The 26329-nt window shown below is 57.3% G+C and carries 21 protein-coding genes; 9 read left to right on the top strand and 12 right to left on the bottom strand.

Annotation, left to right across the window (positions count from 1 at the left end):
* Nucleotides 1-19 precede the first annotated feature (19 nt).
* Nucleotides 20-835: a Cof-type HAD-IIB family hydrolase gene (locus tag EnteroDNA1_RS20760; RefSeq protein ID WP_048976801.1), complete on the top strand. Its 816-nt coding sequence runs from the start codon at nt 20-22 to the stop codon at nt 833-835.
* 149 nt (nt 836-984) lie between these two features.
* Nucleotides 985-2241 carry a DUF1479 domain-containing protein gene (locus EnteroDNA1_RS20755; RefSeq protein WP_047061451.1) on the top strand — a complete coding sequence of 419 codons (1257 nt, stop codon included), beginning with the start codon at nt 985-987 and terminating at the stop codon, nt 2239-2241.
* On the opposite strand, the gene EnteroDNA1_RS20750 is transcribed toward EnteroDNA1_RS20755, so the two are convergent.
* A complete protein-coding gene (locus tag EnteroDNA1_RS20750; protein WP_069303856.1) occupies nt 2238-3311 on the bottom strand; it encodes a LacI family DNA-binding transcriptional regulator in 1074 nt (357 codons plus the stop codon). The two genes, EnteroDNA1_RS20755 and EnteroDNA1_RS20750, sit on opposite strands and share 4 nt — an antisense overlap.
* A 288-nt stretch (nt 3312-3599) precedes the next feature.
* On the opposite strand from EnteroDNA1_RS20750, the gene EnteroDNA1_RS20745 reads away from it, so the two are divergent.
* Both EnteroDNA1_RS20745 and EnteroDNA1_RS20740 read left to right on the top strand, forming a co-directional pair.
* A complete protein-coding gene (locus EnteroDNA1_RS20745; RefSeq protein WP_014883122.1) occupies nt 3600-4901 on the top strand; it encodes an MFS transporter in 1302 nt (433 codons plus the stop codon).
* 17 nt (nt 4902-4918) lie between these two features.
* Nucleotides 4919-7282 (top strand): glycoside hydrolase family 31 protein, encoded by a 2364-nt coding sequence (locus tag EnteroDNA1_RS20740; RefSeq protein ID WP_069303855.1) that lies wholly within the window; start codon nt 4919-4921, stop codon nt 7280-7282.
* Nucleotides 7283-7373: 91 nt separating this feature from the next.
* Here EnteroDNA1_RS20740 and EnteroDNA1_RS20735 read toward each other — a convergent pair whose 3' ends face one another.
* On the bottom strand, nt 7374-8969 hold the full coding sequence (locus EnteroDNA1_RS20735; protein ID WP_039261438.1) for an ABC-F family ATPase: 1596 nt from the start codon (nt 8967-8969) through the stop codon (nt 7374-7376).
* Between the two features lie 222 nt (nt 8970-9191).
* Between EnteroDNA1_RS20735 and ldtB the strand changes: the two genes are divergently transcribed.
* On the top strand, nt 9192-10112 hold the full coding sequence (gene ldtB / locus EnteroDNA1_RS20730) for a L,D-transpeptidase (RefSeq protein WP_029740604.1): 921 nt from the start codon (nt 9192-9194) through the stop codon (nt 10110-10112).
* Between the two features lie 42 nt (nt 10113-10154).
* Here the strand turns inward: ldtB and EnteroDNA1_RS20725 are convergent, their stop codons facing one another.
* From EnteroDNA1_RS20725 to mntR, 9 genes are all read right to left on the bottom strand, one after another.
* Nucleotides 10155-10871: a GntR family transcriptional regulator gene (locus tag EnteroDNA1_RS20725; protein ID WP_039261436.1), complete on the bottom strand. Its 717-nt coding sequence runs from the start codon at nt 10869-10871 to the stop codon at nt 10155-10157.
* A 15-nt stretch (nt 10872-10886) separates the two neighbouring features.
* Nucleotides 10887-12209 (bottom strand): PTS sugar transporter subunit IIC, encoded by a 1323-nt coding sequence (locus EnteroDNA1_RS20720; RefSeq protein WP_033145007.1) that lies wholly within the window; start codon nt 12207-12209, stop codon nt 10887-10889.
* 51 nt (nt 12210-12260) lie between these two features.
* Entirely contained in the window at nt 12261-13637 is a 1377-nt protein-coding gene (locus tag EnteroDNA1_RS20715) for a glycoside hydrolase family 1 protein (protein WP_045887588.1), read from the bottom strand.
* Between the two features lie 147 nt (nt 13638-13784).
* Nucleotides 13785-14825 carry an aldo/keto reductase gene (locus tag EnteroDNA1_RS20710; RefSeq protein ID WP_023310892.1) on the bottom strand — a complete coding sequence of 347 codons (1041 nt, stop codon included), beginning with the start codon at nt 14823-14825 and terminating at the stop codon, nt 13785-13787.
* Nucleotides 14826-14927: 102 nt separating this feature from the next.
* Nucleotides 14928-16451, bottom strand: coding sequence for an efflux transporter outer membrane subunit (locus tag EnteroDNA1_RS20705; RefSeq protein WP_064672138.1), 1524 nt, complete (start codon nt 16449-16451; stop codon nt 14928-14930).
* On the bottom strand, nt 16451-18022 hold the full coding sequence (locus EnteroDNA1_RS20700) for a DHA2 family efflux MFS transporter permease subunit (protein WP_047061442.1): 1572 nt from the start codon (nt 18020-18022) through the stop codon (nt 16451-16453). Before EnteroDNA1_RS20700 ends, EnteroDNA1_RS20705 begins: the two co-directional genes overlap by 1 nt.
* Nucleotides 18019-19113: an HlyD family secretion protein gene (locus tag EnteroDNA1_RS20695; RefSeq protein ID WP_032661279.1), complete on the bottom strand. Its 1095-nt coding sequence runs from the start codon at nt 19111-19113 to the stop codon at nt 18019-18021. Before EnteroDNA1_RS20695 ends, EnteroDNA1_RS20700 begins: the two co-directional genes overlap by 4 nt.
* 101 nt (nt 19114-19214) lie before the next feature.
* Nucleotides 19215-20324, bottom strand: a complete 1110-nt coding sequence (locus EnteroDNA1_RS20690; RefSeq protein ID WP_048976792.1) for an anion transporter — start codon at nt 20322-20324, stop codon at nt 19215-19217.
* Complete coding sequence (gene mntR, locus EnteroDNA1_RS20685; protein ID WP_023310887.1) at nt 20321-20794, bottom strand: manganese-binding transcriptional regulator MntR; 474 nt, start codon at nt 20792-20794, stop codon at nt 20321-20323. The genes EnteroDNA1_RS20690 and mntR overlap by 4 nt, the downstream gene beginning before the upstream one ends.
* Before the next feature lie 183 nt (nt 20795-20977).
* Here mntR and mntS point away from each other — a divergent pair, with 183 nt between their 5' ends.
* Both mntS and EnteroDNA1_RS20675 read left to right on the top strand, forming a co-directional pair.
* Nucleotides 20978-21106 (top strand): manganase accumulation protein MntS, encoded by a 129-nt coding sequence (gene mntS / locus EnteroDNA1_RS20680; RefSeq protein WP_014831181.1) that lies wholly within the window; start codon nt 20978-20980, stop codon nt 21104-21106.
* Nucleotides 21107-21389: 283 nt separating this feature from the next.
* Entirely contained in the window at nt 21390-22973 is a 1584-nt protein-coding gene (locus EnteroDNA1_RS20675) for a phosphoethanolamine transferase (RefSeq protein WP_069303854.1), read from the top strand.
* 527 nt (nt 22974-23500) lie between these two features.
* Here EnteroDNA1_RS20675 and ompX read toward each other — a convergent pair.
* Entirely contained in the window at nt 23501-24019 is a 519-nt protein-coding gene (ompX, locus tag EnteroDNA1_RS20670) for an outer membrane protein OmpX (protein ID WP_023310884.1), read from the bottom strand.
* Between the two features lie 354 nt (nt 24020-24373).
* Here ompX and rhtA point away from each other — a divergent pair, with 354 nt between their 5' ends.
* Both rhtA and dps read left to right on the top strand, forming a co-directional pair.
* Nucleotides 24374-25261: a threonine/homoserine exporter RhtA gene (gene rhtA / locus EnteroDNA1_RS20665; protein ID WP_023334998.1), complete on the top strand. Its 888-nt coding sequence runs from the start codon at nt 24374-24376 to the stop codon at nt 25259-25261.
* Between the two features lie 299 nt (nt 25262-25560).
* Entirely contained in the window at nt 25561-26064 is a 504-nt protein-coding gene (dps, locus tag EnteroDNA1_RS20660; RefSeq protein ID WP_010428924.1) for a DNA starvation/stationary phase protection protein Dps, read from the top strand.
* Nucleotides 26065-26329 lie beyond the last annotated feature (265 nt).

Raw genomic sequence — 26329 nt, 5'->3', positions numbered from 1 at the left:
AGTGATCCAGGAGCACAGTATGACCGTTAAAGTTATCGTCACCGATATGGACGGAACTTTCCTTGATGATGCCAAGCAGTACGATCGTGACCGCTTCCAGGCACAGTTTGAACAGCTTAAAGCCCGCGACATTGAATTCGTTGTCGCCAGCGGCAACCAGTATTACCAGCTCATCTCCTTCTTTCCGGAGCTGAAAGACCGGATCTCCTTCGTGGCGGAAAACGGCGCGCTGGTGTTCGATCGCGGCGAACAGATTTTCCACGGCGAGCTGACGCGTCATGAATCGCAGATCGTGATTGGCGAACTGCTGAAAGATAAAGGACTGAACTTCGTGGCCTGCGGGCTGGAGAGCGCCTGGGTCAGCGACCAGGCTCCTGAAGAATTCGTGGCGCTGATGTCAAAGCACTATCACCGCTTAAAGCGCATCAGCGATTACCGCGAAATTGACGACGTGCTGTTTAAGTTCTCTCTGAACCTGCCGGACAGCGATATCCCTAATCTGGTGGATAAACTGCACGTCTCCCTGGACGGCATCATGAAGCCGGTCACCAGCGGCTTTGGTTTTGTCGATTTGATTATCCCCGGCCTGCACAAGGCCAACGGCATTAGCCGTCTGCTGAAACGCTGGAAAATCTCCCCGCAGGAGTGCGTGGCCATTGGCGACAGCGGCAACGATGCCGAGATGCTGAAGCTGGTGAAATATTCCTTTGCGATGGGCAACGCGGCAGAGAGCATCAAAGAAATCAGCCGCTACGGCACCGACGACAACAACCATCAGGGCGCGCTGAACGTCATCCAGGCCGTGCTCGACAACCATTCCCCGTTCGACGTCTGATCCTTTCCTCGCCGGAGCGTCGCTCCGGCCTCTCACTCTTTTTCCGACCTGTGGCTTGCGTCAAGTTTTTAAACTTGCATTAACTTATTTTTAACTTAAAGTATCACTTGTAGACACTTTTACTTTCGAATGAAAGATGCGAGGCAGTTATGACCTTTACCAGTGAAACCTTGCCAGCGGATCACAAAGCGGCAATCCGTCAGTTAAAACGTGAGCTGCGCGCGCAGATCGGCGACGTGCAGGCAGTGTTTAATAAGCTCAGTGACAAAATTGCCACCCGCGTGGCGGAAATCAACGCGCTTAAGAACAAAGGCGAATCCGTCTGGCCGGTGATCCCGTTTGCGGATGTGAAAAACGGCACCATTACCGACGCACAGCGCGAGGCCGTTAAACGCCGCGGCTGCGCGGTGATTAAAGGTCACTTCCCGCGCGAGCAGGCGCTGGCGTGGGATCAGTCGATGCTCGACTACCTCGATCTGAACAAGTTTGATGAGGTCTACAAAGGCCCGGGCGATAACTTCTTCGGCACCCTGACGGCCTCTCGTCCGGAGATTTACCCGATTTACTGGTCTCAGGCGCAGATGCAGGCGCGCCAGAGCGAAGAGATGGCGCAGGTGCAGTCGTTCCTGAACCGTTTATGGACATTCGAGAGCAACGGCAAACAGTGGTTCGACCCGGACGTGAGCGTGATTTACCCGGACCGTATCCGCCGCCGCCCGCCGGGAACGACCTCGAAAGGACTGGGCGCGCATACCGACTCCGGCGCGCTGGAGCGCTGGCTGCTTCCGGCTTATCAACAGGTGTTCGCCCGCGTGTTTGACGGCAACGTCGAGAAATACGATCCGTGGAACGCCGCGCACCGTACCGAAGTGGAAGAGTACACCGTCGATAACACCACCAAATGCTCGGTGTTCCGCACCTTCCAGGGCTGGACGGCGCTGTCAGATATGATCCCAGGTCAGGGGCTGCTGCACGTGGTGCCAATCCCGGAAGCGATGGCCTACATTCTGCTGCGGCCGCTGCTGGACGACGTGCCGGAAGACGAGCTGTGCGGCGTGGCGCCGGGGCGCGTCCTGCCGGTTTCAGAGAAATGGCACCCGCTGCTGATCGAGGCGCTGACCAGCATTCCGGCACTCGATGCGGGCGATTCCGTGTGGTGGCACTGCGATGTGATCCATTCCGTCGCGCCGGTGGAAAATCAGCAGGGCTGGGGCAACGTGATGTACATTCCTGCCGCGCCGATGTGCGAGAAAAACCTCGCCTACGCGAAAAAGGTCAAGGAAGCGCTGGAAACCGGCGCGTCGCCGGGAGACTTCCCGCGCGAGGATTATGAAAAAAGCTGGCAGGACCGCTTTACCGTGAACGATCTCAACATCCACGGCAAGCGCGCGCTGGGCATGGTTTAACTGTCGTACAGCCCTTCCCGCTCTACGGCGGTGCGTCGTTTCCCCTGACGTATCCGCCGTACCGATTCCCGCACGGCCAGCGTGCCGTTAAGCAGCAAGGTTCCCACCGGCGCGTCCGGGCGCATCAGCCGCTGCTGGAGCATATATACCGCTTCGGTTCCCAGCTCATCGCGCGGAACGTGCACCGCCGTTAATGGAACATCCTGAATCGCCGCCAGGTTAAAGCCGTCAATGCTCATCACCGACACGTCCTGCGGCACGCGCAGGCCGTGGTTTTGTAATGCGCTAATGGTGCCCGCCGCCATAAAATCGCCGCCGACCAGGAACGCGGTAGGTAAATCCTTCCCCTGCACTTCACTGAGCCAGCCGCTGACCATCTGTTCCGTTTCGCGCGCGCTGAAGCTGGGCACTACCAGCAGATCGCGTTTATCGTTGAATTTCAGGTTGTGAGACTGCCACGCGTCGCGGATCCCCGCCAGGCGCAGCTCCATGGTGTAGCGGCGCAGGCACAGCACGTTCATCACCTCACGGTGTCCCATCTCGAACAGATATTCCGCCGCCCGCTCGCCGATAGCGCGATGATCCGGCGCGACGGCAGGCAGACGCATGTGCCGGTCGCGGCAGTTAATCAGCATGCAGGGTTTACCCACGTCCACCGCCAGATCGTGGATATGGGGATCGTCGATGCCAAGAAGGATTGCCGCCTGAGTGTCCGCTTCGTTCATGCGTGCCAGAAACAGCTGGGCGTCGCTGTCGTTCTCCTCCAGCGCGCAGTAGCGAAGACGCACATCGTGGGACGCCAGGCCTTTAATCACGCTCTGGATCACGCGGTAGTAAAAGATGTCGGACCGCTCGTCAAACGCCCGCTGCGGGGCAAAAACCACCAGGCTGTTAAGCAGCAGACGCCCTGCCGCCATGCCGTCCATCACCCCCAGCTCCCGCGCGCACGCCAGCACCTTCGCGCGCGCTTTCTCACTGGTATTCGCTTTTCCCGCCAGCACCCGCGACACGGTGCTGATCGAGAGCTGCGTCCGGGCCGCGATTTCGCTGATTTTTAGCCTTTTGTCCATTTTGTGATCTGGCTCCATTTGCGAAATGAAAAAATTTTCATAGCGTATTGGTCAGGCAATAGCTGACATAAAGGGCATCATGCCAGAGGGTTTACGTCAGTTATGAGAAATTTTGCACAAAATCCACTTTTGCCCACTCATTTTCTTCCTTAAGGTGAACTTGTCACACAACTTCCATACTAGTTGTATACCAACTTAAGCATTTTAAACGGATAGAAATCAAAGGCATAAAAATCCGTGTGACACCTGAACCTCCGTCCCCTTACCGTCCGTCTTGTGGAGAGTAAAATGAGTCAGGACATCAATAACACCGTAGCGACAAGCAAAACCCGTCGCGTCATCAAGAACCTGCGCTGGTACGTGCTGGTGCTGTTCTTACTTGGCGTCACCGTTAACTACATCACCCGTAACTCACTCGGGATCCTCGCCCCGGAACTGAAAGAGAGCCTCGGGATCACCACCGAGCAATACTCCTGGATCGTCGGCGCGTTCCAGATCGCCTATACCATTTTCCAGCCCCTGTGCGGCTGGCTGATTGACGTCATCGGCCTGAAGATTGGCTTTATGGTCTGCGCCGGGATCTGGGCGCTGATGTGTATTTTCCACGCGGGCGCCGGAAGCTGGCTGCACCTCGCTATTCTGCGCTTCTTTATGGGTGCCTCTGAGGCCGCCGCTACCCCTGCAAACGCCAAAACCATCGGCGAATGGTTCCCGAAATCAGAGCGACCCGTTGCCGCTGGCTGGGCTGGCGTGGGATTCTCCATCGGCGCGATGCTGGCCCCGCCTATCATCTACTTTGCTCACGCGTCGTTCGGCTGGCAGGGTGCGTTTATGTTTACCGGCGTGCTGGCGCTGCTGTGGGTGATCCTCTGGTGGGCGTTCTACCACAACCCGGAGCAGCACCCGAACCTGAGCAAGGACGAACTGGCATTTATCAAGCAGGATAACGAACCGCCTGCGGTGAAACTGCCTTTCCTGACCGCGCTGAAAACCGTCTCGAAAAACAAACGCTTCTACGGTATCGCCATCCCGGCCTTTATGGCGGAACCGGCCTGGGCGGTGCTGAGCTTCTGGGTGCCGCTTTACCTCGCCAAAGAGCACGGCATGGACCTGAAGCAGATTGCGATGTTTGCCTGGCTGCCGTTCCTCGCCGCCGACCTCGGCAGCGTGGCGAGCGGCTACCTGACGCGTCTGTACACCCGTCTGTTCGGCTGCTCGCGCGTTAACTCGGTCGTTGCCAGCTCCGTGACGGGCGCGTTCCTGATGATCTCTCTGGGCATCGTGGCCATTACCCGCGACCCGTACATCACCATCGTGCTGATCTCCATCGGCGGCTTCGGGCACCAGATCATCTCCTGCATGCTGAGCGCCCTGGTCGTTGAGTCGTTCGACAAAGGCCAGATGGCGACCGTCAACGGCATGCGCGGCTCGGCAGCGTGGATCGCCAGCTTCCTGTTCTCGCTGTTAATCGGTGTGACCGCCGACAAAATCGGCTTTAACCCGCTCTTTATTGCCATGGGCTTCTTTGACCTGATTGGCGCTGTCTTCCTGGTAGCATTTATTGCTGAACGTCGCGCCAAGCGCGCCTGATAGTGGATGTATTGCATATGAAAACCCTGAAAAACTGGACCCTTGATACGCAGTCGGCAAACCATCTGGAACTGCTGGTCGATAACCAGCACCGCCTGTGCCTGTATGTGCTGGAAGAGAACCTGTTCCGCGTGCTGATTAAACGCAAAGGCGAGCTGGCGCTGGACCGCACCTGGAGCATCGCGCCGGAAAAAGACGTGCCGTGGGAAGGCCGCCGTCGTGACGATATAAGCGGTTTCTCCTGCCCGGCCTGGACCCTGACGCAGCAGGGTGAGACGCTCACGGTGGCAACCGAACAGCTGCGCGTGACGGTCCACCAGCCGCTGTGGCTGGAGTGGCACTACCGCAATGAGGCGGGCGAGTGGCAGCCGCTGGCCAACGACCGTCCGACCAGCGCCTACCTGCTGAACGCCCACGGCGACGGCGTGGCGCACTACCTCAGCCGCCGCAAGGACGAGCGTTTTTACGGTCTGGGCGAGAAAGCGGGCGATTTGCAACGCAACGGCAAACGCTATGAGATGCGTAACCTCGACGCAATGGGCTATAACGCCGCCAGCACCGACCCGCTGTACAAGCATATTCCGTTCACCCTCACCCGCCGCGATGACTTGAGCTACGGCCTGTTCTACGACAACCTGAGCAGCTGCTGGCTGGATCTGGGCAATGAGATAGACAACTACCACACCGCCTACCGTCGCTGGCAGGCGGAAGCGGGCGATATCGATTACTACATCTTTACCGGCAAGCGCGTGCTGGACGTCACCAAAGCCTTTGTGCGCCTGACCGGGAAAACGCTGTTCGGACCGAAATGGAGCCTGGGCTACAGCGGCTCGACCATGCACTACACCGACGCGCCGGACGCCCAGAACCAACTGATGAACTTCATCCGCCTGTGCGAAGAGCACGCCATTCCGTGCGACTCGTTCCAGCTCTCCTCCGGCTATACCTCCATCAACGGCAAGCGCTACGTATTTAACTGGAACTATGACAAGGTGCCGCAGCCGAAGGTGATGAGCCAGGCCTTCCACGACGCTGGGCTGAAGCTGGCGGCAAACATCAAGCCGTGCCTGCTACAGGACCATCCGCGCTATAACGAAGTGGCGGAGAGCGGTCTGTTCATTCGCGATTCAGAAACCGATGCACCGGAACGTTCCAGCTTCTGGGATGACGAAGGCTCGCACCTCGACTTTACCAACCCGCAGACGGTGCAGTGGTGGCAGAACGGCGTCACCACGCAGCTGCTGGAGATGGGCATCGACTATACCTGGAACGACAACAACGAATATGAAGTGTGGGACGGGGAAGCGCGCTGCTTTGGCTTTGGCAAGGAGATCGCCATCAAGCACATTCGCCCGGTGATGCCGCTGCTGATGATGCGCGCCTCGCTGGAAGCGCAGCAGCGTTTCGCGCCGGAAAAACGTCCGTACCTGATCTCCCGCTCCGGCTGCGCCGGGATGCAGCGCTACGTTCAGACCTGGAGCGGCGACAACCGCACCAGCTGGGACACCCTGCGCTATAACATTCGCATGGGGCTGGGCATGAGCCTGTCCGGCCTGTTCAACGTCGGCCATGACGTCGGCGGTTTCTCCGGCGACAAGCCGGACGCCGAGCTGTTCGTGCGCTGGGTGCAGAACGGCGTGATGCACCCGCGCTTTACCATTCACTCGTGGAACGATGACCACACCGTGAACGAGCCGTGGATGTACCCGGGCGTCACGCCAGCCATTCGCGGCGCGGTTGAGCTGCGCTACCGCCTGCTGCCGTACCTCTATACCCTGCTCTGGCAGGCGCACGCCGACGACGAGCCGATGCTGCGCCCGACCTTCCTCGACCACGAACACGATGCGCAGACGTTTGAGGAGTGCGATGACTTCCTGCTGGGCCGCGACCTGCTGGTGGCCAGCGTCGTCGAAGCCGGGCAGCGCGAGCGCCGCGTCTGGCTGCCGGATAACGCCACCGGCTGGTATGATTTTTACACCCACGCGTGGTATGCGGGCGGCCAGTCAATCGTCCTCGACGCGCCGCTGGAAAAACTGCCGCTGCTGGTGCGCGCCGGTGCCGCTCTGCCGCTGAGCGAACGCATTACGCATGTGAGTGCCGAAAAAGATACGACCCGCGAGCTGAAGCTGTTCCCGGTGAAGGGCGTCGGCACGACCACCGGAATGCTGTTTGAAGACGACGGCGAAAGCTGGGGCTACCAGAACGGCAACGCGCTGTGGGTGGAGTGGGAAATGGTGTGCGACGGCGCAACCATCAACCTGAAGGTCAACGCGCGCGGGGATTATCGTCCGGCGTGGAAATCGCTTAAGGTGTCGCTGCCTGCAGGGGAAAAACGTACGCTGCTGGTGAACGGGGTCGAAGGGGGCGAGTGGGTGGTCTAGTGCGGCCCGATGCCCTCACCCTAACCCTCTCCCACGGGGAGAGGGAACAGAACGTAGGCCGGGTAAGGCGAAGCCGCCACCCGGCTTTTTTTTAGTTCTCGATACCTTTACTGCGCAGGTAATCTTCGTAATTACCGGTGAAGTCCACCACGCGCTCTGGCGTAATTTCGATCACGCGGGTCGCCAGCGAGCTGACGAACTCACGGTCGTGAGAGACGAAGATCAGGGTACCCTGATACATCTCCAGCGCCATGTTCAGGGATTCGATAGATTCCATGTCCAGGTGGTTAGTCGGTTCGTCCATCACCAGGATGTTTGGTTTTTCCATCATCAGCTTGCCGAACAGCATGCGGCCCTTCTCACCACCGGAGAGCACCTTAGCCGGCTTTTTGATGTCGTCCTGGCTGAACAGCAGACGACCCAGAATGCTGCGTACCGCCTGCTCGTCGTCGCCTTCCTGCTTCCACTGGCTCATCCAGTCAAAGACGGTCAGGTCGTTTTCGAACTCGTACTCATGGTCCTGCGCGTAGTAGCCAATCTGCGCGTTTTCAGACCACTTCACGGTGCCGTTGTCCGGCTGCAGTTCGCCGACCAGGGTTTTCAGCATGGTGGATTTACCCACACCGTTGGCACCGAGGATGGCAATCTTCTCGCCCACTTCCAGCAGCAGGTTGAATTTTTTAAACAGCGGACCGTTCTCAAAGCCTTTTTCAAGGGCTTCCACTTCCAGCGCGTTACGGAACAGTTTCTTGTCCTGCTCGAAGCGGATGAACGGGTTCTGACGGCTGGAGGCTTTGACTTCGTCCAGCTTGATTTTGTCGATCTGACGGGCACGCGAGGTCGCCTGACGCGACTTAGAGGCGTTGGCGCTAAAGCGGCTGACGAAGGACTGCAGGTCAGCAATCTGCGCTTTCTTCTTGGCGTTATCCGCCAGCAGACGTTCACGCGCCTGGGTAGCCGCCGTCATGTACTCGTCGTAGTTGCCCGGATAAACGCGCAGCTCGCCGTAGTCCAGATCCGCCATGTGCGTACAGACCATGTTCAGGAAGTGACGGTCGTGCGAGATGATGATCATGGTGCTGTCGCGATCGTTCAGCGTCTGCTCCAGCCAGCGGATGGTGTCGATGTCCAGGTTGTTCGTCGGTTCGTCGAGCAGCAGGATGTCCGGGTTAGAGAACAGCGCCTGTGCCAGCAGCACGCGCAGCTTCCAGCCTGGCGCCACTTCGCTCATCGGACCGTAATGCTGTTCAACCGGAATGCCCACGCCCAGCAGCAGCTCGCCCGCGCGCGCTTCCGCCGAGTAGCCGTCCATCTCGCCGTACTGCGTTTCCAGATCGGCCACTTTATAGCCGTCTTCTTCGCTCATTTCGGCCAGCGCGTAGATGCGATCGCGCTCCTGCTTCACTTCCCACAGTTCCCCATGCCCCATGATCACGGTGTCGAGCACGGTGAACTCTTCGAAGGCGAACTGATCCTGACGCAGCTTACCGATACGCTCGTTAGGGTCGAGCGATACGTTACCGAGCGTCGGCTCCAGGTCACCGCCGAGGATCTTCATAAAGGTGGATTTTCCGCTACCGTTGGCACCAATCAGGCCGTAACGGTTGCCGCCGCCAAATTTGACGGAAATGTTTTCGAACAGCGGCTTACTGCCAAACTGCATAGTGACGTTGCTGGTAACTAACACGGGGAGATTCCTGCGAAAAGTGTGATAAACACGGCATTATGCCACAATTCCGAATTGAGATCCCGTGTTGCGGCAATCCACTAAACTTTAACAAAATCGAAAAAAATGTGATTTCGTACACATCTGAATTCCCTGTTAGCGGGAATGCACATATAATGCGCTCCCATCACAGATTCAGACTTATCAACTCATCGCCAGAATGGCTTAGATACCTCGCACAACATGAACATGAAATTAACAACGCTTTTTGCGGCGGCGTTAGCCGTAGTAGGTTTTTGTAAGACCGCGTCTGCGGTGACGTATCCCCTGCCAACAGACGGTAGCCGTCTGGTAGGCCAGAACCAGGTTGTGACGGTACCAGAAGGTAACTCTCAGCCACTGGAGTATTTCGCTGCGCAGTACCAGCTGGGCCTGTCTAACATGCTGGAAGCGAACCCGGGCGTTGACCCGTATCTGCCGAAAGCGGGCACCGTGCTGAATATCCCTCAGCAGCTGATCCTGCCGGATACCGTTCATGAAGGTATCGTGATTAACAGCGCCGAAATGCGCCTGTATTACTACCCGAAAGGCACCAACACCGTTATCGTGCTGCCAATCGGTATCGGCCAGCTGGGTAAAGACACCCCAATGAACTGGACCACCAAAGTTGAGCGTAAGAAAGCGGGCCCAACCTGGACGCCGACTGCCAAAATGCACGCGGAATATATCGCTGCGGGCGAACCGCTGCCAGCCGTTGTACCGGCAGGTCCGGATAACCCAATGGGTCTGTACGCGCTGTACATTGGCCGCCTGTACGCTATCCACGGTACCAACGCCAACTTTGGTATCGGCCTGCGCGTAAGCCACGGCTGCGTGCGCCTGCGTAACGACGACATCAAATTCCTGTTCGAAAACGTGCCGGTCGGTACGCGCGTGCAGTTCATCAACGAACCGGTGAAGGCGACCTCTGAGCCAGACGGCAGCCGCTACATCGAAGTGCACAACCCGCTGTCCACCAGCGAAGACCAGATCAACAACAACGAAATCGTCCCTGTTACGCTGAACAGCGCGGTGCAGGCGGTGACTTCTCAGCCAGACGTAGAAACGGCGATTGTTGACCAGGCCGTGCAGAACCGCTCCGGTATGCCGGTGCGTTTGAACTGATAGCGAAGCATTAAAAAAGCGGGCCTCGTTGCCCGCTTTTTTTTATCCGTTATTCACGATCACGATCCCGCCGTGGTCGTACCGATAGTGGCAGTGGGCATACTCCAGCGGCGTGCCGTCCTCCAGATAAATCACCTGCTCCACTTCCAGGACGGGATCTGTCTGCTCGCAGACCAGATGCTCCCTGTCCAGCGCGTTGGGCTTAAGCGCCCGCACCACCCGATACGACCCCATAATTTTCAGCGCCAGCGTCTCCTGCACGTACTGGAACACTGAACCTTCAAGATGGTTTTTCGTCAGGCCCGGCACCAGATTCATCGGCATCACCGTGGAATCCAGCGACATCGGTTCGCCGTTCAGCAAACGGAGTCGAATGAAGTCATAGATCGGCGCATCGGCGTTAATCATCAGCGACGCCTGCTCTTTTTCGTTCGGGAAGCGCAGCTCGAAATGCACTACCCGGCTGGTCACCGTGCCCAGATGCGCCCAGGTTTTGGTCGCGCCAAAGTAGTCGCTGCCGGAGAGGTCCCACTGCGAGAGCTGAAGGAAGTTTTTGCGGATGAACGTGCCCTGGCCCTGGCGGGTATAGACCAGACCTTCGACGATGAGCTGGCGCATCGCCTGCTGAATGGTCATCCGGCTGGAGTTGAACTCCGCCGCCAGCGCAAACTGGTCCGGCAGGGGTTCATTGGCGGCGTACTGCTGGCTGATAATGCGTTTCTTAATTTCCCGCGCTATGGTGATGTACTTCGCCGCCATCGTTCTTCCTTTCAGTTAGTTTTCTATCCCGCTGTTTTTCAACGCCACTCTCTCGGCAATCTTGAGGAAAGGCAGGTAGAAGAATACACCAAATACGATGATTGCCAACTGCACCACCACCGCCCGCCAGTCCCCTGCCGTGGCCAGCCAGGCGCTGAGAATGGGCGGCGTGGTCCAGGGGATCATCACCACGCAGCGCGACATTAGCCCCAGCGTGGTACAGAGCCAGGCGAAGTAAATGCCGATGGCGGGCAGCAGCACAAACGGGATCATCAGCGGCAGGTTAAACACGATCGGCAGGCCGAAAATCACCGGCTCGTTGATGTTGAACAGACCGGGCGCCAGCGACAGACGCGCCACCTGCTTCGCCGATTTTTGTCGGGAGAAGATAAAGATGGCGATCAGCAGCGATATTGTGCTGCCCGTGCCGCCCACCATGCCAAACGTCGGCACGAAGATGTTGTTGATGATATGCGGGATGGGCTGGCCGTTGGCGAAAGCCAGCATGTTCTCGTTGGTGTTGATCAGCAGGAACGGCTCCAGCACCACGCTGTTAACGACTGACTGATGAATACCGAGCGTGAACAGGAAGTTACCGAAGCTGTAGATAAAAATCGTCCCCGGCAGGCTGGTGTTGATCAGCCGCAGCGGCTGCTGGATAAAGGTGGTAATAAGATGGATCAGGTCCGTGTGCAGCACGTTTGCCAGTATCGCCGCCAGCACCGCGAACAGGGAGAGCGTGAGGATGGTCGGGATCAGCGCGGTAAAGGATTTGCTCACCGCCGGAGGCACGTTTTCCCCGAGGGAAATGTGCAGCGCCTTCAGGCGCGAAATGGCGATAAACACTTCCGTTGAGAGCAGCCCGATCAGCACCCCGGCGAAAATCCCGGTTGAGCCAATATTGGTGAACGTCAGCACCTGGGTGATGTTCACCGCGGCATCGCTGCCGACGGGCGTAATCTGCAGGCGCATCGGCATCATGATGATGAAGCTGCTGACGGCGATAACCACTGCCGAGACCGGATTGTCGAAATCTTTGTTGCGCGCCAGCGACCAGGCAATCATCGGAGCCAGCAGCAGCGCGGCGATGTTCAGCGTGCCGTTGATAATCGCCTCGCCCCATACCTTAAACTGCGCGAGCGTGTCGCCGTGAAAAATCCACGGAAATACCACGTTGTTCACCAGCACCGCCAGGCCGGCGAGGATGAAAATGGGCATCACCGTGGCGAAAGCGTCGCGCAGGGAGCGCAGGTGCACCTGATTAGCCAGGCGCGCCGAGAACTCTACAAACTTATCGACAAAAGACTGCATGTGCGGTGTTATTTTTGTTTCAGACATAGCGGATAGTTCCCATCAATCAGTCACAAAAACGGCCCGGCAGCGTACGGCTTACATCTCGCGTCCGTTGGTATGGATAACCTGTTTTAACCACGCGTAACTCTTCTTCGGCACGCGCTTCAGGTCTTTCAGGTCGTGGTTTTCCCGATTGACATAGACCACGCCGTAGCGTTTACGCATGTCGCCCTGGGAGCTGAGAATGTCGATTAACCCCCAGCCGAGGTAGCCGATCACCTCTGCCCCGTCCTCGAACATCGCCTCCTTCATGGCATTGATATGCGCCCGGTGGTAGTCGATGCGGTAGGTGTCCTCGATCGGATTGACGCCGTCCCAGGACTCAATCACCCCGATGCCGTTTTCGATCGGGAAGACCGGCATCCGCCAGTCGTTGGCGTAGCGGGTGATGATGGTGCGAAAGCCCAGCGGATCGATCTGCCAGTTCCACTCGGTGGCCTTCAGGTACGGATTGTTTTTCTCGCCGTGCAGCAGGTAATAGTTCACCGGCGTGCCTTCCGGGATCGCATCGCTGTCCAGCGTTTTGCTGGCGTAGTAGCTGAAGGCCATATAGTCGTTTTTAGTCCGCGCCAGCAGCGCTAAATCCTCGGCGCGGTAGATATCGCCAAAGCCCTCCTGCTCCACCACCGCCATCACCGCCGGGCTGTAGCCCTGCCCTGCGAAGACGCGCAGCAGGTTCTGGTTGAGGAACTCGTCGTACTGCTGGGCGCAGAAGATATCGCGCGGTTTGCAGGTGGCCGGGTAGATCAGCTGGTGCGCCAGCATGCCGCCCATCAGCTGGCCCGGTCTGGTCTGATGCAGATATTCGGTCAGCGCCATGTGCGCCACCATCGTATGGTGCTGCAGCTCGTACAGCTCGCGCAGGGTTTTCTCACCGTGCATATAGCCGGAAATGCGGAACGCTTCAGGCATATGGAAGATGTTCTGCTCGTTGAAGGTCAGCCAGTACTTCACGCGGTCGCCATAGCAGTCGATCATCTTTTTGCCGTAGCGGATAAAGGCCTCCATCACGCGGCGGTCGTTGAAGCCGTTGTACTCCTGCGCCAGCGCCAGCGGCATATCGAAATGGTACAGGCAGACCATCGGCTCGATGCCGCGGGCGATGAGATCGTCAATAAAGCGGTCGTAAAACGCGATGCCTTCGTCGTTGAACGCGCCGTCGCCCTGCGGGCAGACGCGGCTCCATGAGATCTGAAAGCGGTAGCAGTTCATGCCCAGATCCTGCATCAGGTCGAAATCTTCCCGGTAGCGGTGGTAGGAGTCGGTCGCGACTTTCCAGTCGGAGACGTTCTCCCCGGCTTCGCGAATGTCGTACACCGACATGCCTTTCCCACCCTCATTCCATGCGCCTTCCGTCTGCATGCTTGACACCGAGTTGCCCCATAAAAAATTGGCCGGCAGCGAATTGTTCATGCTCTCTCCCCATATGACTAGTCATTTAAAATTTCATGACTAGTCATATAGGCGAAGATGAAATGGGGATCAAAGAGGAGGATCGTTTTTTGTGAGCAATGCAGGAAAAAAGCCCCGGTTAGCGATGCACTACCGGGGCAAGGAAGATTATTGTTGCGCGAGCTGATTGCGGCGATATTCCCCCTGCCGCTCCAGCATCCAGCCCGGGTATTCGCGCGGCAGCGCGCTCACCGCATCAAGCTGCTTGAGTTCGTCTTCGCTTAAGCGGATCCCGGTCGCGGCGATATTGTCGTCCAGCTGTTCGACGCGTTTCGCCCCAATGATGACGCTGGTCACCGCTTTCTGATGCAGCAGCCACGCCAGCGCGATTTGCGCGACGGAGACGCCCTTGCTTTCGGCGATAGTGCGCATCACGTCCACGCAGTCGAAGGCGCGATCTTTGTTCACCGGCGGGAAGTCAAACTCCAGACGACGACCGCCGGCTTCACTCTGACCGTCGCGGCCATATTTTCCGCTCAGCAGACCGCCCGCCAGCGGGCTCCAGACCATCAGCCCGACGCCTTCGCTCTGCATCATCGGTACCAGTTCGCGCTCAAGATCGCGTCCGGCAATGGTGTAATACGCCTGCAGCGACGCGAAACGCGCCAGCCCAAGACGTTCAGAAATACCGAGCGCTTTGGCAATCTGCCACGCCGCCCAGTTCGAGACGCCGATGTAGCGCACGTGGCCGTGCTGCACCAGGTTATCCAGCGCGTAGAGCATTTCTTCAATCGGCGTTGCGGGGTCGAAGCCGTGAAGCTGGTAGAGATCGATATGATCGAGCTGCAGGCGGCGCAGGCTCTCCTTCACGCTGCTGATGATGTGATAGCGCGAGCTGCCGCGCGAGTTCACCCCTGCCGTTCCCGTTTCGCCGAACACTTTCGTGGCGACCACCACGTTCTCGCGAGGGATCTTCAGGTTTTTCAGCGCCTGACCGGTGATCTCTTCCGAGCGTCCTTCCGAGTAAACGTCCGCGGTGTCGATAAAGTTGATCCCGGCATCCAGCGCGCGGCCCACCAGCTGCTCGGCTTCACTTTGCTGGAGCTGGCCAATCTTGCCCCACATGCCGCCCTCGCCGCCGAAGGTCATGGTGCCGAGGCACAGTTCAGAAACAAACAGACCGGTGTTGCCCAGTTTTTGATAACGCATAACTTATTCCTCGCATGTCGATTGGGTACCCGATAGTTATACCCGCCCCTCAGCCATCGCGAATGTGGTGTTCCTGTCCGTTTCTTGCCCAATCCTCTGAATTTATCCGCGCGGGGCGTCGCCAAAGACGCTGTATTCTGGTAATTGCACCTGCTGATACGGCTCCCAGCCGCCGCCGAGGGCCTTGTAGAGCGCCACCAGATCGAGCGCGCTCTGCACCTGCGCCTGCGCGCGCTGCTGCTGGGCCTGCGCCAGCTGACGCTGGGCGTCCAGCACGTCGATAAAGCTGGCGATCCCCTGCCGGTAGCTGTCGCTCGCTAAATCAAAGGCGTTTTGCAGGGCGTCGATCGTTTTTGCGAGACCCGCTTCACGCTGCTGGTCGGTGCGATAGCTCACCAGCGCGTTTTCGACATCGCCGAGCGCGGTCAGCACCGTCTGGCGATAGTCCAGCACCGCCGCCCCCTGCTGCGCGCGCGCCACCTTGACGCTGGAGACCAGTCGACCGCCCTGGAAGATGGGAATGGAGACCTGCGGGCCGAAGCTGTAGAAGTGGCTGCTCCAGTCGGTCAGCCAGTTGGTTTCGCTGTTGCGCAGGCCAAACTGCCCGGAGAGCGTAAAGCTCGGGAACAGCTCCGCCACCGAGACGCCGATTTGCGCCGTGGCGGCGTGGAGGTTCGCCTCCGCTTCGCGCACGTCCGGACGGCGTCGCGCCAGCGTGGACGGAATGCCGGTCTGCACAATATCCGGCAGGGCCGGCATCGGCTGCACGCTTTGCAATTCCGCATCCAGCGCCCCTGGCGGCTTGCCGAGCAGGATCGCCAGGCCGTTCATCGCCTGCCGCTCCTGCGCCTGATATTGCGGAAGCTGTGCTTCAAGGTTGCCTAACTGCGCCCGGGCGTTTTCCACGTCCATCTGCGGCGACAGCCCGCCCTGCTGGCGGCTTTCGGTCAGATCCAGCGTCTGCTGCGCGCTTTTAATCTGGGTGTTCAGCGTGGCGATAATGCTCTGCGCCCCGCGCAGCTGGAGCCACGCGCGCGCCACTTCGGCCTCCAGCGACACCAGCGCGTCGTTACGCTGCTCGATAGCCGCTTTCTGCTGCGCTTCGGCGGCTTCCACCTGACGACGCACCTTGCCCCACAGGTCGATTTCCCACTGGGCGTCGAAGCTGCCCTGGTAGAGGTTAATCGGCTGCGTCAGCGGCCCCAGCGCGCCCTTCAGGTTGGGATCGATACTATCCACCTGGTCATACACGCCATGGGATTTCAGCTCTCCTTCCAGGCCAAGCTGCTGGCGCGTCGCCTGCAGATTGCCGTTGACCGACGGATAAAACGCCCCGCCCGCCTGATTAATCTGCTCTCGCGCCCCGGCGATGCGCAGCACCGTCTGCTGCAACGTCAGGTTTCCGGCAATGGCGCGCTCAACCAGGCTGTCCAGCTGCGTCGAGCCGAAGGTCTTCCACCAGCGCGGATTGGTCGCAGCGGAAGTAGTTTGCGATTTCACCGCGCTGTCGCCCTTATCGTTCCAGTGCGTAACGGCGGGCGGCGCAGGCTGCTGGTAGTCAGGCCCGACGGCGCAGCCCGCCAGCAGCATCATTATCATCAGGGGGTGTAAACGTCTGTGTATCATCAATGTGCTCCTGCACTCCCCTCGCTCTTAACCGGCGAGAGCAACAAACAAAACGGAATCAGTAACAAGGCCACCGCGCTCAGGATGGTAAAGACGTCGATGTAGGCCAGGATGCGTGACTGCTCAATCATGGTCTGGTACATGCGTCCGGTGGCGATGCCGGTGGGGTCGCCCACCTGGGTGGTGAAGTTCTGGATCGCCTGGGCGCTTTCGCGTATCGCCTGCTGGAACTGCTCGTTAAGCGGCGAGGCGTGGTACGCAAGGTGCGCGCTGTGCGCCTGCGCGCGTTCGGTGATGGCCGCCGTCGAAAGGGATATGCCAATCGAGCCCGCTACGTTGCGGAACATGGTAAACAGCGCCGCCGCATCGGCATTCAGCCGCCTCGGTATCGAGATAAACGCAATCGTCGTGAGCGGCACAAACAGGAACCCCAGCCCTATCGACTGGGCGCTGCGAAACAGCACCAGGGTTTCGAAGTCGATATCCGGCGTCAGCGTGCGCGACCAGAAGAACGACACCGCCAGACAGGTAAAGCCAAAGGCGATGATCCAGCGCGTCTGCACCACCGGCATCAGCTTCAGCACCAGTGGGATAGTTAATACGATCAGCACCGCCCCGGGCGACAGCACCAGCCCCGACCAGGTAGCGGTGTAGCCCAGGTCCTGCTGCGCCAGCTGCGGGATCACCACCGAGCTGCCGTACAAAATCATCGCCATCCCCGCCATCAGCAGGCTGGAGATGGCAAAGTTGCGGTCCTTCATGCAGTGCAGATCCACCACCGGCTTTCTGGCATACACCAGCCAGTAGATGGCGCCGATAATGCCGACAAGCGTCAACACGCCGAAGGTGCGGATAAAGTTCGAGTAGAACCAGTCCTCATCTTCTCCCCGGTCGAGCATCACCTGCAGACAGCCCAGCCCCAGCGCGATCAGGCCGATCCCCGTCCAGTCGATAGTCAGCTTCTCTTTTGATTTGCTCTCCCACGGCGGATCTTCCAGCAGCTGGTAGATCGCCAGCACCGTGACAATCCCCACCGGAATGTTGATAAAGAACACCCAGCGCCAGGAGTAGTTGTCGGTGATCCAGCCGCCCAGCGTCGGGCCGAGCACCGGCGCAACGATAATCGCAATGGAGGACAGACCAAACGCTTTGCCCCGGTCTTCGGGTTTGAAGTAGTCGAGCAGCACCGACTGCTGCGTGGGCTGCAGCCCGCCGCCAAAAAAGCCCTGCATCACGCGGAACAGGATGATCTGCCACAGCTCGGTGGCAATCCCGCACAGGAACGAGCAGACGGTGAACATGACGATGCAAATCAGGAAGAACTGCTTGCGGCCAAACACCCGGCTCAGAAACGCTGAGATGGGCAGCACGATGCCGTTCGCGACCAGATAGCTGGTTAACACCCAGGTGGATTCGTCATAGCTGGACGAGAGCGAGCCTGCCACGTGGGGGAGCGCCACGTTGACGATGGTGGTGTCCAGAATTTCCATGAATACCGCCAGGGTAACGACAATCGCCACCGCCCACGGATTGCTGGCGGGTTTCCAGCTGTCGTGGCTGTGATCCGTCATTCCACCGTCACCTTCGGTGCAACCGACAGCCCCAGCGGCAGCGGTTTGTTTGGATCCAGGCCTTTATCAATCACGATTTTGACCGGCACGCGCTGCACAATTTTGACGAAGTTGCCGGTGGCATTTTCTGCCGGGAAGGCGGAGAAGCGCGAGCCGCTGCCCTGCTGGATACTGTCTACGTGCCCTTCAAGCTCCATATCCGGCCACGCGTCGACGGACACGGTGACCTTATCGCCCGGCTTCATGCGCTCAAGCTGCGACTCTTTAAAGTTAGCAACCACCCACACGTTCGGGGAAACCAGCGAGAACAGCGCCGTTCCCGCCTGCACGAGCGTGCCGGGCTGCACGTTGCGTTTGGTGACAACGCCGTCGAAAGGGGCGCGGACTTCGGTATAGGAGAGGTTAAGGTTGGCCGTTTCCAGCTGCGCTTTAGCCTGATCGACCTGACGCTCGCGCGCTTCAACGTTGGTTTCCTGCTGGCGGATTTGCAGCTGGACCTGCTCTGCCACTTCCAGCTGCGCCTGAGCGCTGGCCAGCCCCGCCTGTGCGCTACGCAGCTGTGCGTTCGCGGAGTCGATACTTTGCTGAGTGGTCGCACGCGGGTCGACGCCGCGCTGGCGACGGTACTCTGCCTGCGCGTTCGCCAGATCGGCCTGCGCTTTCAGCACCTGCGCTTTGGCTTCGTCACGCTGGGCGGGATATTGCACCTTCGAGAGCGCCAGCTGTGCCTGCGCCTGATGCAGCTGCGCGATAGCCAGCCCAAGCTGGGCCTGAGCCTGATCGCGCTGCGCGGTGGTGTCCCGCGGATCGATAACCACCAGCAGATCGCCCTTTTTCACGCGCTGGTTATCGCGCACGCGCAGCTCGGTAACGTAGCCCGCCGTTTTGGGGGCAATCGTCACCACGTCGCCGTCGGTAAAGGCGTCGTCGGTCGTCTCTTCGTTACGGGTTAAAAACCACCAGACCAGCGCCACGACGACCATCACCACCACGACAATGCCGAGGATAATTAACGGTTTCTTGCCCGGGCGCTTACGCTCATTATTGTTTTTGTCCTGCTCGTCAGCAGGCGGGTTTTGATCTTCAGCCATAGTTCAGCAACGGTCCTGTCAGTGAGCGGCATCACACTATGCCGTTCACTAAAGCTAGGACGTTGCTATACGTTTGCCAGGAAAAACTGACAAATTGCGCACTATATGAGAAGGAATATTCCGAAACCGATCGCCGCGGCCCAAACCAGCATCGGAATCGACCAGACGTGGAAACGCCACCAGATACGACGGTCATTGGCCATGCGCAGCGCAATCAGGTTTGCCAGCGAGCCGGGCAGCAGCCCAAACCCGCCGATGTTCACCGCCCAGGCCAGAAGCGTATCGGGCGGAACATAGTTGAGCAGCAGAATGGTGGACGGCACGTTGCTGATAAACTGCGACAGGCCAATCGCCGTCAGCCACAGTCCCGGCTGAGACAGCGTGCTGACGCTGTGCAGAACGTTCTGCAGTACCGGAAGCTGGATAAGAAGATGCACATCAATAAACATCGCCATAAAGACCAGCAGCAGCGTCCAGTCCACGCTCACCAGCACGCGACGCGCCAGGACGACAAACCCCGCGGCAACGAGCAGGACGCCCGCCAGCTCATACTTCAGCTCCAGCGCGAACAGAAAGACGATGTATAACCCAAGACAGCTCCACACCAGACGCGGCTGCCACTGCGGGCCGGTTGTGCCGCTGTGGTACTGCAGCTTTTTATCCGGAAACGCGAACCAGCATACCGCCAGCAGCGACAGCATCATCACCAGCGCCAGAGGGGCCATCTGCCAGGTAAAGGCGGCAAACGACAGACCGGACCGTCCCCACAGAAGGATATTCTGCGGGTTGCCGATTGGCGTCAGAAGCGAGCCTGCATTGACGGCCAGCGCTTCAAAGATGATCAGCCGGCTGACCGGGATCTCGCAAAGCTTACGCAGCGTGAGCGTGAGGGGCACGATGATAAACAGCGCCACATCGTTGGTCAGAAACGTCGACAGCACCGCGGCGGAGAACACCATAAACAGGGACAGCCTGCGCTCGGTGGCAAAGCGGCGCACCATTTTACGGCCAAGAACGTCAAAGTAGCCGCTCAGCTCGACCCCTTTGGTGAGCATCATCAGGCCGCTCAGGGTAATGATGGTGCGCCAGTCAATTGCGGCGGGCCAGGCGTGTGGCGCAAACGGCACAAAGAGGCTTAACGCTGCGCCAATGATTAATAAGAGATGGAAGAAACGATCGCGTGCCAGGGCCTGCAGTCCGGGGATTTTCATTCAGCGGAGGGACCATATTTAAGGGTAAATTCGCGAAACTTTACCAGCGTCTCTTCGCTGACGTGGTGTTCCATGCCTTCCGCATCCCGGCGGGCGATTTCCGGGCTGACGCCCAGCACCAGTAAAAAATTCTCGACAAGCTGATGGCGCTCGCGGCTCTCCTGCGCGAGTTTCTCCCCTTCCGGCGTCAGAAAAACACCGCGCCAGGGGATCATTTCAATTAAGCCCACGGAGGCCAGGCGTTTTAACATTTTAGCGACAGTTGGCTGTGAAACCCCCAGCCTGGCGGCCATATCGACCTGGCGCGCTTCACCGACCTCACGAATCAGATCGGAAATGAGTTCAACATAATCATCAATCAGTTCACGCCGGTGCGCTTCACGGACCTGGCGAAAACCTTCGACATGTTCTTCAACATTCACCAGTTGCGTCGTTTTCCTCATTGTCGGATGACCTGCGCGACGGTTCATTGTACTTCCTCAGTGGGGTGACGCTTCCAGCGCCCGGATTCGAGAGCGCACATTGTAAACCATAGCTCCGCAAGCACAAAAAATTAACGAAATAGCCATAGCTATACAATATAGCCTGTGCTATATCTGTATGTAATGCAGTCACCCTTCACGGATCGAAGGGATCAAAACTCAGGAGGTCTTATGAACGAATTCAAGAGGTGCATGACCGTGTTTACCCACTCTCCCTTTAAAGTGCGCTTAATGCTGTTGAACATGCTGTGCGATATGTTTAACAACAAACCGCATCAGGACGACAAACCTTCCCACTAAGCGGCGTTGCGGTACGCCGCTTCATTTTCCCGTCACAATCTCGCTGTAAACTGGCTTCCAGCCGCCTTATTCCCGATCTTTTTTACGGATTTGCAATCCCCTTCGCAAAACATCTGCTTAGCAACTGTTGATATTATTTAGCGCTCGCACTATCTTCTTGCAGCCCTGCACAATTTGCGGCTCGCTGAAGCGGACCCTCATTCCCTCTCCACGCACTGTCAGGCAGGTTATGACCCTTGACGCCAGGGTGAGCACATGGCGTTTTCATCCATGATAGTGACCTATGAATGTAACCCTGATAGATACCGTTGTTACCCGCAGCCGGGCCTTAAGCCCGTGGACGGGTTTTTACTTTTTGCAGTCATTACTGATTAACTTTGCGCTGGGTTATCCCTTTAGTTTGCTCTACGCGGTGGCTTTCACCTGCGTTCTGCATGTGCTGTGGCGAACCGCACCTCGCGTGCAAAAAGCATTAATCGGGATCTGCTCGCTGGTCGCTGCACTCTATTTCCCGTTTGGCCAGGCTTACGGCGCGCCAAACTTTAATACCCTGCTGGCGCTGCACTCGACCAATATGGAAGAGTCAACGGAGATCCTGACGATCTTCCCGTGGTACAGCTACGTGGTCGGGATCTTTATCTTCGCGTTGGGCGTCATCGCCATCCGCCGTCAGCCGGGCGAGAAAAAAAACTGGGGTAAGATCGAAATACTCTGTCTGGTGTTCAGCGTTGCCGTGGCGTTTGTCGCTCCCATCCAGAATATTCCCTGGGACGGTAAGCTAAGGCTCACCAATATCGGCTATCCGGTTTTCCGCTTCGTGAAGGACGTCGTTGTCAATAATAAAGAGGTTCTCGACGAGCAGGCGCGCATGGCTGAGCTTTCCAATATGAAAGACACCTGGAACGTGCTGGCCGTTAAGCCGAAATATCACACCTATGTAGTGGTGATTGGGGAAAGTGCACGTCGCGATGCAATGGGAGCCTTCGGCGGACACTGGGATAACACACCGTTTGCCAGTTCGGTTAAAGGCACGCTGTTTACCGATTATGTCGCGGCCAGCGGCTCGACGCAGAAATCGCTCGGCCTGACCCTAAACCGTGTCGTCGACGGCAAACCTCAGTATCAGGATAATTTTGTCACCCTGGCAAACCGCGCGGGTTATCAGACCTGGTGGTTCTCCAATCAGGGGCAAATTGGCGAATACGATACGGCCATCGCCAGTATCGCCAAACGTGCGGACGAAGTGCAGTTCCTGAAGAACGGCGACTTTGAAGCCGACAAAAACACCAAAGACGAAGCGCTGTTGAAAATGACGGCACAGGTTTTCGCCACTCCGCGCACCCAGCCTCAACTGATCGTCCTGCACCTGATGGGATCGCACCCGCAAGCCTGCGATCGGACCGGCGGGAAGTACGCGGAGTTCGTGCAGTCCAAAGAGACCTCTTGCTATCTCTACACCATGACGCAAACCGATGAGCTGCTGAGCAAGCTGTACGATCAGCTGCGCAATACGGGCGACAGCTTCTCCATGGTCTATTTCTCGGATCACGGGCTGGCGTTTAAAGAGCGTGGTAAAGAGGTGCAGTACCTGGCGCACGATGACAAGTTCCAGCAGAACTTCCAGGTGCCGTTTATGGTGCTGTCGAGTGATGATAAAACGCATCGCGTTATTAAAGCGCGTCGTTCGGCAAATGATTTCCTGCAGTTCTTCTCGCAGTGGACGGGGATTAAGGCCGAGCAGATAAAAACGGCTTACCCGTTTGTCTCTAACAAGAAAGCTCCCCCAGTGTACGTTACCAACTTCAAGTTACAGAAAGTTGACTACAACCATCTGGGTACGGATATTTTCGATATTAAGAGTAAGTAGCGGTCCGATACCCTCACCCTGTGGGCTGAGGGATCCCCACAAAATAATATCAGCACAGTCGGCTCCCTCTCCCTTGAGGGAGAGGGATGGGGTGAGGGGGAACATACGGCTCTTGTGGTCATTCCGTTCACTTTATGTTCCTTGCTACTCTTTAACGACATGGCTTGTGAACGTGCCAGGGTGGCTCAGTCGCCACCCCCCTGGCGACCCGGGCTCCCGGCGGTAAATCGCCGCTTCGCGGTGTCCTCGTCTTATTCCTTCCGGCTTATCGGGGACGGGCGGAGGTAACATCCCTGTAAAGCCCGCCCTCTCGGCGCATCCCTGCGCCTCGCCCCGGCCGGAAGGCAAACGCCTCAGCAATTTACAGCCGGACCAGGGCATCGCTGTAAACCATTCATTTTCCTGACGCAACATTCATCGCTTCAGGTTAAAAAAATTACTGGGAATTCCTCAGCCCACAGGGAGAGGGAAAAGACAAAAAAAAATCCGCCACATTGGGCGGATTTTTTATTAGCTCACCGGAGTGATTAGAAGCGGTAACCTACGCCCGCGATCCAGGTGCCAACGTCAACGTTGCGGATACGGCTCTGCTCATAGGAGAAGTCCAGAGCAACGTCCTGGATTGGGTTGAACTGCAGGCCTGCGCCATAGGAGAAGCCATAGTCGCTGTTGCTTGCAGTGCGGCTTTCGCTCTGGTTTTCAGTCTGCTGGAATTTACCGTAGCCAACACCTACAACACCGTAGATGCTCGCCCAGTCATTCAGACGGTAAGCTGGACCAGCGGTGATACCGTAGTACTGGCCTTTGTTGTATGCGCCGTTTTCAGAACGATCTTTCTCGGTGTAGGTGAAAGAACCGATCACGCCCAGTGGGTTGTTATCCTGCTCGTAGCGATACTTCAGGTTGAAACCGTTAGCTTTGTTCATCACGCCCTGATAGTCGCTCTGAGCGTAACCACCAGTAACAGTAGAAGTAGCAGCTACAGCGGTACCTGCGGAAACAGCCAGTACAGCGGCCAGTGCTGAAAGACATGCAATTTTTTTCATAACCACCTCAAATGTGCTTCAAGTAAGTCCGTAAGTTTTAAATATATCAAAAAAATTTGCGAAACTCTTTGTGATTCGTGATGTCTAATGAAACCTTTCCTGTAACAGAACGTTTCCAGCATCAGCTATCTCTTTCAAATCACATGCAATTTTCACTACTAAATGCGCATATTGCGCGTACGCGCCGTTACATTCATCCAGATTATTCCTAATCTATCAGGCGATAAATCCACCAGCGCTTAACCATTTTACGGATTTGACACGGTTTTTTTTCAACAGCGCCTCAACCGTTGCCGCTTATTTCCTTTACACTGCAACCTTTACCTCATTTGACATAAGCTGACAGGAGAAAGGATGCCTGGGTTATCCCGCACGTCGTCGGTCTGGTTGCCGGTGGCAGTCATACTCATTGCCATGTTGTCCATTCAAAGCGGTGCTTCGCTGGCAAAATCACTTTTCCCGCTGGTTGGTGCGCCAGGCGTGACTGCCCTGCGTATCGTGCTGGGCACGGCGATACTGGTGGTCATTTTCAAACCCTGGCGTCTGCGCTTCAAAAAGGAGCAGCGTTTACCCCTGCTGTTTTATGGACTTTCCCTCGGGGCAATGAACTATCTGTTCTACCTCTCTATTCAGACGATACCGCTGGGGATCGCCGTCGCGCTGGAGTTTACCGGCCCGCTGGCGGTGGCTCTTTTCTCCTCGCGACGTCCGGTCGATTTTATCTGGGTTGTGTTAGCCGTTCTGGGCTTATGGTTCCTGCTGCCGCTGGGCCAGAGCGTCGCTGAGATCGATCTGACGGGCGCAGCCCTGGCGCTGGGTGCTGGCGCCTGCTGGGCCGTCTATATACTTACGGGCCAGCGTGCAGGAGAAGAGCACGGTCCGGCGACCGTCGCGTTAGGTTCCCTGATCGCAGCCATCGTCTTCGTGCCTATCGGCATGGCGCAGGCGACCGAATCTATCTGGCAATGGTCCGTCATGCCCATCGGGCTGGCGGTCGCGATTCTCTCTACCGCACTCCCCTACTCTCTGGAGATGATTGCCCTTACGCGTCTGCCGACGCGTATATTTGGCACCCTGATGAGCATGGAGCCTGCGCTAGCCGCCATTTCCGGAATGGTGTTTCTCGGCGAAACCCTGACATTGACCCAGACGCTGGCGCTCTGCTCGATTATCGCGGCATCAATGGGCTCGACGCTCACCATGCGCCCGGAACCTAAAGTTGAGAAAGTGGATATCAGCTAAGGCCATATATTCTGCATGGCTTCCATGCCATGCAGAATAAAGGCCAGAAAGACATACGTTATAATTTCTTACACACTTTGTTCTATTTTCGAAATATCCCTCTGCGTTTACATCCCCATCCAGCAATTAAGATTGATCTGTATCAATTTTAAAATTACCAATTCATTTCAATGAATTAAATTCACAAGCCACTTCTCGCTATTAAACCGATAGGCACAGCCAAACCGCAGAGAAAAAATCCGGTGCTATACTTAGTTCCGTAATTACCTGGGACATAAACATCAAGAGGATATGAGATTATGAGTACCGCTAAACTGGTGAAAACGAAAGCGTCTAATCTGCTTTATACCCGTAACGATGTATCGGATAGCGACAAAAAAGCGACCATTGAGTTGCTGAATCGCCAGGTGATCCAGTTCATCGATCTTTCGCTGATCACCAAACAGGCCCACTGGAATATGCGCGGTGCAAACTTTATTGCCGTTCATGAAATGCTGGATGGCTTCCGCACAGCACTGGTGACCCACCTCGATACGATGGCTGAACGTGCCGTTCAGTTAGGCGGCGTGGCGCTGGGTACCACGCAGGTGATCAACAGCAAAACGCCACTGAAGAGTTATCCGCTGGATATCCATACCGTTCAGGATCACCTGAAAGAGCTGGCGGACCGCTACGCGATTGTGGCCAATGACGTGCGCAAAGCGATCGGCGAAGCCAAAGACGAAGATACCGCAGACATTTTCACCGCCGCCTCCCGCGACCTGGACCAGTTCCTGTGGTTTATCGAATCTAACATCGAATAATTCATACGAATTTTCTATCAAACCCTCGCCCTCCGGTGAGGGTTTTGCACATCTATGGTGCACAGTTTTTGTCTGCACACCTGCAAAAGTGAACGAAATGTAATAATCACCTCACACAACCGTTAACGGAAGATTGTTTTTTCGTCAGAATTTACGCTAAATATCTCCCTGTCAGTTGAGCCAAACGAATCGCACCAAAACGGTGCTCCACTTTGGTGCAATAAAGCCTCATTGCCCCATTTATTGTGCAATGCATGACATCATC

This window comes from Enterobacter sp. HK169 (assembly GCF_001719105.1).
Lineage (GTDB): Bacteria > Pseudomonadota > Gammaproteobacteria > Enterobacterales > Enterobacteriaceae > Enterobacter > Enterobacter asburiae_B.
Note: the sequence above shows the minus strand (reverse complement) of the source record. Positions and strands in the feature narration are given on the sequence as shown.

Coding starts and splice junctions, on each gene's coding strand:
- EnteroDNA1_RS20760 (WP_048976801.1), top strand. CDS start 20: ATGACCGTTAAAGTTATCGTCACCGATATGGACGGAACTTTCCTTGAT.
- EnteroDNA1_RS20755 (WP_047061451.1), top strand. CDS start 985: ATGACCTTTACCAGTGAAACCTTGCCAGCGGATCACAAAGCGGCAATC.
- EnteroDNA1_RS20750 (WP_069303856.1), bottom strand. CDS start 3,311: ATGGACAAAAGGCTAAAAATCAGCGAAATCGCGGCCCGGACGCAGCTC.
- EnteroDNA1_RS20745 (WP_014883122.1), top strand. CDS start 3,600: ATGAGTCAGGACATCAATAACACCGTAGCGACAAGCAAAACCCGTCGC.
- EnteroDNA1_RS20740 (WP_069303855.1), top strand. CDS start 4,919: ATGAAAACCCTGAAAAACTGGACCCTTGATACGCAGTCGGCAAACCAT.
- ldtB (WP_029740604.1), top strand. CDS start 9,192: ATGAACATGAAATTAACAACGCTTTTTGCGGCGGCGTTAGCCGTAGTA.
- EnteroDNA1_RS20725 (WP_039261436.1), bottom strand. CDS start 10,871: ATGGCGGCGAAGTACATCACCATAGCGCGGGAAATTAAGAAACGCATT.
- EnteroDNA1_RS20720 (WP_033145007.1), bottom strand. CDS start 12,209: ATGTCTGAAACAAAAATAACACCGCACATGCAGTCTTTTGTCGATAAG.
- EnteroDNA1_RS20715 (WP_045887588.1), bottom strand. CDS start 13,637: ATGAACAATTCGCTGCCGGCCAATTTTTTATGGGGCAACTCGGTGTCA.
- EnteroDNA1_RS20710 (WP_023310892.1), bottom strand. CDS start 14,825: ATGCGTTATCAAAAACTGGGCAACACCGGTCTGTTTGTTTCTGAACTG.
- EnteroDNA1_RS20705 (WP_064672138.1), bottom strand. CDS start 16,451: ATGATACACAGACGTTTACACCCCCTGATGATAATGATGCTGCTGGCG.
- EnteroDNA1_RS20700 (WP_047061442.1), bottom strand. CDS start 18,022: ATGACGGATCACAGCCACGACAGCTGGAAACCCGCCAGCAATCCGTGG.
- EnteroDNA1_RS20695 (WP_032661279.1), bottom strand. CDS start 19,113: ATGGCTGAAGATCAAAACCCGCCTGCTGACGAGCAGGACAAAAACAAT.
- EnteroDNA1_RS20690 (WP_048976792.1), bottom strand. CDS start 20,324: ATGAAAATCCCCGGACTGCAGGCCCTGGCACGCGATCGTTTCTTCCAT.
- mntR (WP_023310887.1), bottom strand. CDS start 20,794: ATGAACCGTCGCGCAGGTCATCCGACAATGAGGAAAACGACGCAACTG.
- mntS (WP_014831181.1), top strand. CDS start 20,978: ATGAACGAATTCAAGAGGTGCATGACCGTGTTTACCCACTCTCCCTTT.
- EnteroDNA1_RS20675 (WP_069303854.1), top strand. CDS start 21,390: ATGAATGTAACCCTGATAGATACCGTTGTTACCCGCAGCCGGGCCTTA.
- ompX (WP_023310884.1), bottom strand. CDS start 24,019: ATGAAAAAAATTGCATGTCTTTCAGCACTGGCCGCTGTACTGGCTGTT.
- rhtA (WP_023334998.1), top strand. CDS start 24,374: ATGCCTGGGTTATCCCGCACGTCGTCGGTCTGGTTGCCGGTGGCAGTC.
- dps (WP_010428924.1), top strand. CDS start 25,561: ATGAGTACCGCTAAACTGGTGAAAACGAAAGCGTCTAATCTGCTTTAT.